The 13,017-nt window shown below is 39.4% G+C and carries 2 protein-coding genes; one reads left to right on the top strand and one right to left on the bottom strand.

Annotation, left to right across the window (positions count from 1 at the left end):
* The coding region (locus V7S76_RS08265; RefSeq protein WP_459509608.1) for a discoidin domain-containing protein at positions 1–12,137 on the bottom strand (12,137 nt) is incomplete at its 3' end.
* A 170-nt stretch (positions 12,138–12,307) separates the two neighbouring features.
* Between V7S76_RS08265 and V7S76_RS08260 the strand changes: the two genes are divergently transcribed.
* Positions 12,308–12,502 (top strand): hypothetical protein, encoded by a 195-nt coding sequence (locus tag V7S76_RS08260; protein ID WP_459509607.1) that lies wholly within the window; start codon positions 12,308–12,310, stop codon positions 12,500–12,502.
* The last annotated feature ends 515 nt before the right edge of the window (positions 12,503–13,017 follow it).

The following is a 13,017-nucleotide window of genomic DNA, read 5'->3' as shown; positions in this document are numbered from 1 at the left end:
GAACCTTTCTCAATTGAATCTGGGATACCATCACCGTCAGAATCTAAGTCTAAATAGTTTGGTGTACCATCGCCATCCGTATCTGTTGGTGTACATGGTGCAGTACCTGTACATCCCGCATCTTCGATTGCATCTGGAATACCATCGCCATCTGAATCTGTATCTAAGTAATTTGGTGTACCATCACCATCCGTATCTGTTGGTGTACAAGGTGCAGTGCCTGTACAGCCCGAATCTTCGATCGAATCTGGGATACCATCACCGTCAGAATCTAAGTCTAAGTAGTTTGGAATACCATCACCATCTGTATCTGTTGGTGTACATGGTGCAGTACCAGTACATCCTGAATCTTCGATGGAATCTGGGATACCATCACCATCAGAATCTAAGTCTAAGTAATCTGGTGTACCATCACCATCTGTATCAAGAGGTGTAAGTCCAGATCCCTTTTCAATTGAATCTGGGATACCATCACCATCTGTATCTGGATTATTCGGAGCAACCAATGTTAACACAGAAGGAGCACTGCTACAACCGTTGGCATTTGCCGTTACGGAAATGGTACCTGCCACATTGTTTCCAACCAATACAGTAATCGTATTTGTTGTTGAAGTACCAGACCATCCATTAGGGAAAGTCCAAGTATATGAAGTGGCTCCTGAAACCGCCGCAACTGAATAAGTTTCTGTTGCACCACCAGTTACCGAATTGTTTCCTGTAATGACACCTGGTTGAGCAGGAACATCACTTACAGTAACGGTAATAACTGATCTAGCCGATTGTGTGCCATTTAATGTTTGCGACACATAATATAAGGTCGTTCCTGCTGTTGTTGTAGAAGGAGTTGGCGGTGTTGGACTCGCAGAACCTCCTGTTGGAACAGTATACCAATTCAATGTAGCACCATTAGATCCCGTAGCGGTTAATGGACTCGCAACATCACCTACACAATAATTAGGTGAAGTTACCACCGGTTGTGTAACCGTTATATTCACATTTAACCTAATTGAATTACTTTCGCAACCATCCGAATTAACAGCTTGAACGGCAATATTACCTCCATAAATACCAGTCGTTGCTAATATAGTATTTGTATTAGAACTACCTGACCAACCAGATGGCAACGTCCAAATGTAAGAAACCGCACCAGTCACTGCTGGGAATGAATAAGTTTCAGTTGTACCAGCCAATGGGAAGGCATTTCCAGTAATTGAACCCAAGATGGTCAATGTACTAGGTTGCGCATTTATTGTTTGTGTTGAACTTAATCCTACACAACCATCTGGACTTGTTACTGAAATAGTATAGGTACCTGGGTCAAGATTACTAAATACTACACTTGACTGATATGTACCGCCATTGATACTATAAGTATAACCAGTCCCTATTGGTGAAGTAACTGTAATTGTACCTGTAGATACCGAACAAGTTGGTTGCTCTACTGTTGTAACAGGAGTAGAAGGTGTACTATTGACTACAACCGTAACAGCAGAAGTAGTAGCTTGACAACCATTGCTATCTCTCACTTGTAAAGAATAGTCACCACTTAAACCTGTTGTATATGTATTTGTTGTTGCTCCGAATATTTCTGTAGAACCATTCAACCATTGGTATGAAACAATAGACGCTGGGAATTCAGTGGCAATCGGACCCGTCGGAGCAATGGTGGTTGTTTGACCAGCACATAAAGCACCACTTGGATCTGCTGCTATCGAAACAACAGGAATTGTATTAACTTTTAAACTAGTTGGACAAGAAGTAATCACTTGCGATCCTTCTGAAACCACCACTCGGTAGTAACCAGCTGTTGTAGCAAGGTAATTTACTGTATTTGTAACACCTGTAGAAGGAGTTGCCCAGTTAGTAGAACCATCTGTACTGTATTCCCAAGCAAAACTTGGAGAAGTAAATCCAGTGGTTGTTGCAGTAAAGGTAAAGTTCTGACCCACACAAATAGAAGCAGGAGATCCAGACGATGCTGAAGGACCTGTTGTCACATTGGAAGGAGCAGATAATGTAGAACAACCTGAACCATTGGTTATTTCTACTGCATAACTACCTGTTTGAACTGCTGTATAGGTAGAAGTCGTAATGCCTGTTAATAACACTCCGTCTTTATACCATGCATAAGTTGGATTAGCAGCGTCTGTAGAAGCTGTTAATAAGATTGGAGAACTAGTACCACAATTAGAGGTGCCTAGTACCATCGACTGAGCAACGGTTGCTGTCGGTTGAGAACTAACTGTAACCACAGTTGCTGCACTCATGCTTGCACATCCATCCGCATTAGTCACCTCTACCGTATAAGAACCCGGGAATGCCACTGTATAAGTGGCAGAAGTTGCCCCTGGAATCAATGCACCATCTTTGTACCATTGATTACCCGTATTTACACTCGATGTTAAGGTAGTTGCTTTTCCAGAGCAAATTGAAGCTCCTGGAGCAGCCGTTATCGTAGCGGAAGTCGGAGGAACTGGTTGTGCCAAAATAGTCACCACCAATGAATCGCCTTTACATCCACTTGCATTTTTAACACTTACATTATATGTACCTGTGGCTACCGCAGCAAAGATTCCTGAAGTATTGGTAAAGTTGGTTCCATCAATGCTATATGTAAATCCTGTACCTGTTGGAGCAGAAATTGCAATTTCACCCGTTGCAACAGAACATGTAGGCTGAGTAAGCGTTACCGTAGGTTTCACAGGTTTCGTATCTACAACGACTACATTGATTGCAGATTGACTCTTACAACCTAATGAATCCGTGTATTCTACCGTAAAGTTACCGGAAGTTTTCGCCTCATAAGTAACAGCCGTTGCACCAGCAATAGCTGTACCATTGTAATACCATTGGTTGCGTGTTGAATAACTACTTGTTAAAGTAGAAGTTCCACCCAAACAAACGGTTGTACCTGGACTAGCCGTCACTGTTGGCTGTGTTGGAGGAGCCGACGTCGTTACAGATTGTGGATCCGTTAATTCAGTTGTATTATCAGAATAAGATAACAATACTGTATAATCACCCGTAGATGTAGCCGTATAAGTATTTGAAGTAGCATTAGAAATGGCTACACCATCTTTATACCATTGGTAAGCTACTGGAGTTGTACCACCATTCATATCAAGATTCAATACCACTGAACCTGGATTACAGAATGTTGTTGGTCCTGCAGGAACAATGAATGGAATTAAACATCTCGTTCTTACTAATTCATTAACATAATCCTTTTTAGGAGAATTCGTTACTTTAGGCAACCAAGAATTAGTACTATAAGTAGCACCAAATGTATCATTTGTTTCTACCAATGCAGATAATCCATTCAAACCATAAGGCCCTTTGATATAATTCAAATTACCTGCGTATGGTTTACCATGAACAGCTTCCTTTGTATCTGGACAGCCATCATTATCTGAATCACTATCTAAATCATCATTGATACCATCATTGTCATAATCACATTTTCCAACAGTTAAACTTGGATTGATTTCCAATAATTGGAATCCAAAGTTTTCATTTGCAACCGTACCTGCTAAGGCATTCCATGTATATTTCAATACTAATGGCGTGGCTGTAGTAGCTACAGCATTGTACTGTACTTGAATAAATACTTTATTGCTAGATGGCCCAAGTGCACCTCCAAAAGCAGTAGTCATTCGCATACTTGGCGTAATCGTTTGACCTACGGTGTATTTTTCTCTTAAATAATAGCGTTGTGGAATGGCTTTAATAACCCCATTCCCTGCAATTCCACCATCTACACGTAAACTTCTTGGATGGAACCACCAACCCCCATTACCTCCTTCATTGGCTAATACTTTTAAGTCTAAAGCGGTATAAGGCGCTACGGGTTCAAATTTAATGGTCATCACACGATCGGCACCATTAGTAGATGCTCCATCTTGCCAAAAACCACTAACACTATAATCATTAGTATTTCCTCTTAAATCAGAAGCTCCCATGTTTTTAATAGTAGCAATGGTTACTTTACCTATATTCTGATTTGTAGCAGCATTGGTAATAAACATTTGTTTACCTGCTGTACCTGGAATGGTTACAAAACCAAATTTGGTTACAGGAGGAGAAACAGGACACTCGGTCTGATCTAAAATACCATCGTTATCATCGTCTATGTCGTTCACATCCGGTACATTATCACCGTCTGTATCCAAACATCCTCTGATACCTTTATCTAAATAATTACCAGAAGGAACATAATTGGCTGCTGATAATTTCGTATCATTCAATTCAGCAACTGCTGCATATCCATTTACACCAAACGGTCCAAGAATTGTTGACTGAGTCAAAGTGGTATAGTATCCACTATTGGATTCCACTAAGTCAAAACATCCATCTCCATCCGAATCTAAATCAACCGCATTGCCTTTTTTATCTCCATCAAAATCGGTAACCTTGTTACATACATTTAACATGATACCAAACGACTCGTCACCTAAATTGGCTGTACCCACATATTGTGCTGTGAAATCCACTTGCTTGTTCAAATAATTGAACGGAATCACTACTTTCCATGTAGATGCACTAACCGCTAAATTCGTTCTTGTCGTAATAACATCGCCAGGGTTAATACCTTGACCGTCTGTATGTGTACTTAATTGATCGTCTGGGTCATACACCACACCACCGATTGGGAAGTTCCAACTAACCGTAATGGATTGTTGTCCGTTCACAATGGCTGCATTAGCTGTGTTTCCAGGTAAATTTGGTCCAAATGCCACTTGAGAAATCAAGCCATTGGTTGGCGCTAAACTAGCTTTATATTTATAAGTAGTATTCGCATCGTTTACTTTGTAATTAGAAGCATCTGTTACATCTGAAATAACAGCGACAGTAGACAAATCTGTAAACGACATAGTACCTGTACCTTTTGCGCTACCATTATTAAATGTACCTCCGTAACCCATACCTAATCCGGTAGAAATCACATAACTTCTAACAAATTTACCAACACCACATGAATATTCTACCGCATCTAAAATGCCGTCATTATCATCATCAATATCATCTCTGTCTGGTACACCATCATTGTCTGTATCCGCACAAGCACTTACAGTTGAATAGGCCATATAAGAAGTAGACTGATACGTTGTACCCGCATCTTGAGTATCATTCGTTTCAATCGAATCTGCTAAACCGTTGGCACCATATGGACCTGCTAAAGTTTGATTAGCTCCTCCTTGAACAGTTGTTGTACTAGCTTCAAAAGCATCCCCACAACCATCGTCGTCAGAATCCGTATCCAAATAATCCGTAATTCCATCACCATCGCTATCGTCTACAAAACATACATCAGCAGACAATCCATAACCTTCTACTCCTACATTGGCAGCGCTAGTGGATTTATGAGAAGTTTGTAGGAAGAATTCACTACCCAAAGCATTGGTTAAGAAATCGATTCTCCAAGTTGCCGTTGCATTGGTAAAATCACCACTGGTAGTAATGACAGTACCTGAAGTAATAACATCACCCGTAGCATGAGTAGATAATTGATTATCTGGGTCATACACCACTGCCTTAACATCTGGACTCCAAGTCAAAGTAATGCTTTGTGCTTGGTTCGTACTTGCAATTTGGTTAGCAGGTACTTTTACCCCAAACTGTACCTTCTTCATTAAAGTTGGGTACGAAGGAGTCAACTTATATGTTTGAGAATATACGTTGTCATTATCGGTAAAGGCATAATGTAAACCGCCTTTAGAGTTATCAAATGAAGTTTCTAAAGAACCTGGACTTGTATAAACTGTGTTTACTCCTACTAAATTAATTTCATAATCGACAGTAGCATTGTTATTCGTTGCTGTTCCTGTCAATGTTTGTTGGAAAGCCGTGGCTCCCGTTGTTAAACTAGGAATCGCAAAATAAGCCGTTCCACAAGTATTTTCTTCTGAATCTAAAATACCATCATTGTCATTATCGATATCCATGTGATCTTTCACACCATCTCCATCTGAATCCACACAAGAATTAATGATGGTAGAAATCGCTTGATTATAGGCAATAGTAGATTTGAAAGCATTGCTAATTGTTGCGTCAAAATCATCTGTGTTTTCCAAAGAATTGGCAAAACCATTGTCGCCAAATGGACCCGCCACGGTAGCTTGAGCTGGATTAGTGCCTGCGCCAGATTCAAATGAATCTAGACAGCCATCACCATCTGAATCTGTATCCAAATGATTTTGGATACCATCTGCATCCGTATCAAATAATGAACAAGCATTGATATTGAATCCATAAGCATCAGCACCAAGGGCAACATCTCCAAAAATAGAAGCTCTGATGTTGTACACATCCGAATTGGTATGCATGTACATCTTTACTTTCCAAGTTTGGCCAGCCTTAATTTGAGCATTCGTAATCGATACATTTTGAACGATCATATCCCCACTTTGAATAGCATCTCCTGTGTTATGAGAACTCAATTGATTGTATGGGTCATATACCACAGCATAAGCACCTGGCCAATACAAGACAATATTGCTAGCTTCGTTCACTGCAGCTGATGCTGTATTGACAGGTACGCTAGGTCCAAAGTCAACTGTTTGAACTTTTGGAGGTATTGGAGTTGAACTGTTTTCCGCTCCATTCGATGTTAAGTTGAACGCAATATCTGCGTTTGATGTAATACCACTTACTTGGAAGTGAATACCATTACCTCCATCAAAAACACCAGGATTAGTGACACTTGGTCCTGACATCAAGATTTCGTAATCAATATTACCTGTCTCTTTTAATATAGTTCCTGTTAATTTCTTTAATGTAGGATCCGTCGATTTATGAACAAACAATGGAGCTGAGCAATTCATTTCAATGGCATCTGGCACACCGTCATTATCATCATCTAGGTCACGTAAATTACCCACATTGTCTCCGTCAGAATCCAAACATACATTTTGAATATCACTTAAAGCATAGGTAGCATAGGTAGAATTATAGGTAACAATACCATTATCTAGTACCGTTTCTTGCGCATCTACTAAACCATTGGCTCCCACAGCACCAGATAAAGGAACTGTTGTAGACACATTACCCACGCTTGCTTCCACTGCATCATTACAACCGTCGCCATCAGAATCTAAATCAAAACGATTGACAATACCATCGCCATCAGTATCCATATCCGCACAAACGGTAGCCGCACTTTTCGACGTTAATTTAACGTTGTGGAATAATTTTTCAAATGCTCCCTTACCACTTAAGGTCAACCAATAAGTAGATTTTGGTGCTTGAATACGATGTACCATCACACCATTTACGGTTGCGGTTAACACACCACTTTCATTGATATCAATCTCAAATTTATTCGTAGCTAAAAATGCTGTCGCTGAAACGTTCCAAGACGATGATGGCATTTTCGCTAAATACGATTGAGGTGCAGTTTCATTGAAGTAATATTTATAACTATAGGTATCAATCCAATCAGCAACAATTTTAGTAATCGCAACATTGGCCGAATTTTTAGTTGGTGCTAAACCTATCATACCCGGAATATTATCTCGATCCGTTGTAAATTCTAAGTGAATTGGTAAGTTAAATTCCTGATTAGAATAACTTGAAGTCCATGAGCCTTGATTAGGTGCACCTGTTGTAGCTGAGACACTCATTTCAGTATCATAAGCACCAACAGTAGAATTCCCTGCAAAGGTTAAATCTTCTAATACTTCCGCTGGAGATGTACAGCTAGTTTGCTCATCAAGGTCTATTACCCCATCATTATCATCATCAATATCAATGTAATCAAATACCCCGTCATTATCATGATCATCACAAGCATTAACAGTATTGTCTAAAGCAAAGTTGTTGTATTGATCATCATCATAGGTAATGTATCCGCTATCTGATGGATCTTCCAATGAATTAGCTAAACCATTAGTTCCTACAGTAGTAAACGGTACCGAAGTTGAAGCTGAGGTTGAAGCACCCCCTTCAATGGCATCATTACATCCATCTCCATCAGAATCCAAATCCAAGCGATTGAAAATTCCATCACCATCCGTATCTAACTCAGTACACACCCCATTTGGAGCATAAGAAGTAAATTTAACATTGCTAAATACTCTAGAAGCAGTAGTGGTATAATTAGAGAATGCCAATTTATAGTCGGCTACTTTTCCTTTGAATTTACGAATAACTACACCCGCTTGTTTTACAGTAACTATACCTGATGCTGTAATGTCGATTTCCATTTTCTGACCTGCCGTATACGCTCTGGTGAAATTATACTGCTTAGGCATGTAGCCCTTAATTTGATTGGTGTTATCGTGTAAAATTTTATACCCTCCATCATTCCAATTGGTGGTTGTTTGTGCATTCCCTACTGGAATAACTCCAATAAATCCATTGGTGGTTCCCGTTGTGGTATATTCTAAATGGATAGGTAATTTAAATGCTTGATTCGAATACGAACTTCTCCACGTATTAGTCGTTTGACCTACCGTAGTTATGGTGCTTCCAGAAGTATTTACCGTTACTAAACCTGCATAGGTAATATCTTCTAAGAAATTCTCTGGATAGGTACAAGTTCCAACTTCCGTTAAGTCTAAAATACCGTCGTTATCATCGTCAATATCATCTGGATTAACTACACCGTCGTTATCTGAGTCTGTCATGTCTTTGTCTACCGCAAATGCCAAATAAGGTTTTGCATTAGTCAAGTCGGCATTAACTTCATACGCCGCTGTTACGCCTGATCCTACTGCTACGGCTTCTACATAAGTAGTACCTCCGTTTTGGAAGTTACCATCATCATCCATGGCCAAATACACTTTGTTATTTGGGAAGAAGCTGGTATAGTAATTTGGTAAAGTAGTGGCTGCAGAATTGGTATACGCTGGAATAGAAATTTTAACAGAACCTACTGTTCCTGTTTCATTCAATTTCCAAATTCTATTAAAGAAGTATTTATTTACTGATGAAGTATAATTTAATTTTAAATCGCCATTGTTATCACCAATGATTAAGTAAGATTCATTGGTTGCAATATCGTTACCTGCCGCAGAAGAGTTACCTAATGTGTTATTAATGATATTGTTATTACCAATGGTTATCGCACCAGAGGTATTAATGGATTTCGATTGACGTTGGTGTAAGCCCTGACAATCAGAGCGTGCAAGACCAATTACATTTTTAAAGTAGGTCGCATCAGTTGTTTCATTAAATAAGATGGTACCATCTGGCCCTCTATAATTATGCGCCAAAGTTTGACCATATTTAATCGCCATGTAGGTATTTACTTGGTGGCGTTCGGTGACAGATAATACTCTGTTGTACACAAATACCTCTGGCAGGTAACCTTTAAAGTAATTGGTGCCATCTTCTCCTATTGAAACACCTTCTGTTACCAATGTGAAACCGGTAACGTTAGAGGTACTTCGTGCGAATGGCAAGGAATTTGCGTTGATTCCCCAGTTATTCGTTTCACTAAAATGGTTATACAAAGTCCACTCATAAGGCTTATATGGATTTGTTAAGGTAGTCAGACCAACCTTTGCCTCAGAAATTGCAGCTGTAGCAGCATTAAAACCTAGACGATCTGTCGTGCCAAAACCATCATAGATGATTCCACTACTAAATGGATAATGTACTCCACGGGATCCTGAACCATAATCCCAAGGGAAAGAATGGGCTAAAGCATCTTGAATCGGTTTAATCATACCAAAGGCTTCACCTGAGGTAAATGACCCAGAAAATGCATAAATAGCGTTCTTCAAACTTTTTGCAAAAGAACTCGCTCCATCAAAATATACAACTGGGTTAAAGTTTATTATATTTTCTTGATATTTTGGAGAACCTGAATTTTTATTCATTGTTCTGCCTAAATAAGATTCTGGCCAGTTGCTCATTGTTGCTCCATTGGATAATCCTAAAGCAGCATTGTCGGCTCTTAACCATTGTTGTAAACCTGAAATAACCCCACCTGGACTAGCTATACCTGCCACAACCGTAAAATATTGTCCAGTGCTTAAATCCACATTGGCAGAATAAGTATTACTTGTCGCATCAAGTGTCATTAAAACGCGTGTATCTCCAGCATCCGTAAATACGGCATCGCTAGAAATGACTAAGTACACTTTTTGAGTTGGGTCATTACCTAAAGGTAACCAAGCAGTAGATCCTGAAGTTGCTTGCGTATCAAATTGTACTTTCACCGAACCAATTGTTCCGGTTTCTTGTACTTTCCAAATACGTTTTAAAACACCTTCACTACCCGTTGGGGTACATGCTCCAGCAGTCCAAGTTAAATCACCTCCATTGTCACCAATTAATAGGTAAGAATTATCAGCTCCAATGTTGTTTCCGGCACTCGCTGAATTACCATTAGTGTTATCTATTTTATTGTTATTACCAATGGTAACCAAAGCATCATTATTAACGGAATGAGATTGGCGTTGGTGTAATCCTTGACTATCTGCACGGCCAATACCAAATATATTAGACACATAACCTGCATTGGCAGTTCGGTCATATACTTTAGTGGTTTCATCCGCTGCAATGTAATCATTGGTTAAAGTAATACCATATTTAGTAGCTAGATACGTTTTGATCACATTTTGCTCAAGAGCAGTAGGTAGGTTTTGATATGTTATAAGTTCCGCAACTTCTTGAGGCCCTACAATAGATGTATGGCTTGACGCTGCAGTTGCTACGTCAATGGTTGGTATACCACCCTTCGTAGTAGCACTAACTTTGAACTTCGCTCTATAAAAAAGGTCTGGATTCTCAACTGTATTTGCAGCGGCAGGAAAATCTATCGCAGGGTTAAAGTTGAATTGGTTGGTAAAATAACCCGGACGTGCTAATCCGCCACCACTCATGGCATCCCAATCGTTTCCTGATAGATCTTCCCAAAAATCCACAGCAGTATTATTCGCGGAAGGTGTTGTATTTGCCGTTTTGGTGTAAACATCCAAACGCATCGCCTTAGCTGTCACATAATCTGTAGGGTAAACACGCACGTAACGGGTAGTAACAGGTGCCTCAAAATCAGAATATTGCAACACTGTATTATTCTCGTTACGGAGGAACAATCCTAAGTTTGTCCAATTGACATTATCAGAAGAAACCTTTACCGTAAAACTTGTTGGAGTTTGTACTGGTGAAGCTCTACCCAGGGTACCTATACCAGCAACGGTTTGTGACGAACCCAAGTCTAGGGTAATAAAATCTACCGGAGGATCTGCTTGCCATGTAGCCTGAGAAGGCAACCAACCATTAGCACTTAATACAGATTGAGCTGCATTGTATGCAGCTAAATTGGTGTAAACAGAAGAAGCCGTTCTATTCGCGGCAGGTACATTTAAAAACGTTCTATTAAATAAAACCGGTTGATCTGCTTTTACCCAGAAGTTGGCATTGGTTGCTACTAATGACCCAGTCGCTGAAGTGAATGTGATCGGTGTAAAAATATATTTGCTTCCAGCAGTTGGCCAAGCCGTATTCATTAAGTTCATGCTAGTGAACAAGGTTTCATTGGATGTGTACACCCACATGTGTTCACTCGCCGAGTTATTTAAACCTGTAGCAGATGTAATCGCAGCCACAGGACCTGAACCAATAAGTAATTCAATTTTATTAGTACCTTCATATAACTTCACTTGGAAATTATATCCTGCAGCGGTATTAGCTGTTTTGGTTACTTTCCATTGAACAGTTAAAACCTGATTTGGTGCTGAACCAGAAAGTTGATACGACACCCCCCCACCAGAGGCAACCGTACCAACGGTAAAATTATCCCATGCCGCACAGACAAAAGGTGCTGGAGGAATTAATATATTGGTATTATCATTGACACCCACTTGTGCGGCCCCAAACTGTAATTGCCCTGTGGCAGCTGCAGAAAATTGGGTATAATCGACACCATTATAATTAAAGGTAAAACCTATGGGAGTTACCGCTGACTTTAAAGTTGCAGCAGCTAGAGCCACATTACCCCCAGCAATGAGGGAGGTTCCGCCGCTTATATCGACATAGGTGGAGGTTGCAGATGAAAAACGGTAATTGGGTACTTGCCCAAAACTCAAAAATGAAATACTAGTAAAAAGAACTAGCATTAAATTCTTAAACCATTTTACAAAAGTCGTGCTTTTTGAAAAGGTAGATGCAGGTAAAAATAATTTGCCCATGGCTTGATAATAATTGCAAACACCCCATCAGTGGATGATTAAAATGTTTGCGTGGATGATATAATTTTATTTAAACACATTCTGAAAATTCATTTTCGCAAATGCCTTTTCGGAATTAAGTGCACAAACTTACTAAGGCGCTTTATTTCCAAGAAAAAAAAGGATTACGTATGAGTTCCGTTTTAGAAAATGGAACTAAAAAGGCCAAAATGTGGATAAAATGTGTGGTTTTTGTGGGAAAAAACGATCCATTTGTGGAAAAAAAATTTGCATTTGTGGACAAATTGTTGAAAACCATTTCATTTTGGGATTCCAATTTTCAAAACGGAACAGTGCAAAAGGGAGAGGTATTAGGTATTAGGTAATAGGTAATAGGTGTTAGGTAATAGGTGTTAGGTAATAGGTATTAGGTAATAGGTATTAGGTAATAGGTAATAGGTAATAGGTAATAGGTAATAGGTGTTAGGTGTTAGGTAATAATGCGAATTAAGGGTTGAAATTTCCAATTATTAATCTCTTAATTACCGCTTTTGGCCTCCATCCTTCAACAGGCTCTGTAAACGAGCTCAGTAAACACTATTTATTTATTTTTTTGACTTATAAATGAATTTGCGGTTAATCCGACGAAAGATTTGAGCGAAGCGGTAGGCGGAGCTTTGACAATGCGCATGGGCGATGTGCGTCAGGGTCAAAAAAAATAGCCGAAAGCGTAGTGAAAATCGTGCCGCTTGCGGATTCGTCTTGGATTAACTAGGAGATTTTAAGTTTTTTTGTTTCTTTTTTTCTAAAAAAAAGAAATACCATGGAAAAAGAATTAGCCAGAAAATTGCATTGATAGGTAATAGGTAAAAGGTAATAGGTATTAGTGTTTAGTTATTAG

It is taken from the genome of Aquirufa sp. ROCK2-A2 (genome assembly GCF_054558485.1).
This window is presented reverse-complemented; position numbering and strand designations above follow the sequence as displayed.

Coding starts and splice junctions, on each gene's coding strand:
- V7S76_RS08260 (WP_459509607.1), top strand. CDS start 12,308: ATGAGTTCCGTTTTAGAAAATGGAACTAAAAAGGCCAAAATGTGGATA.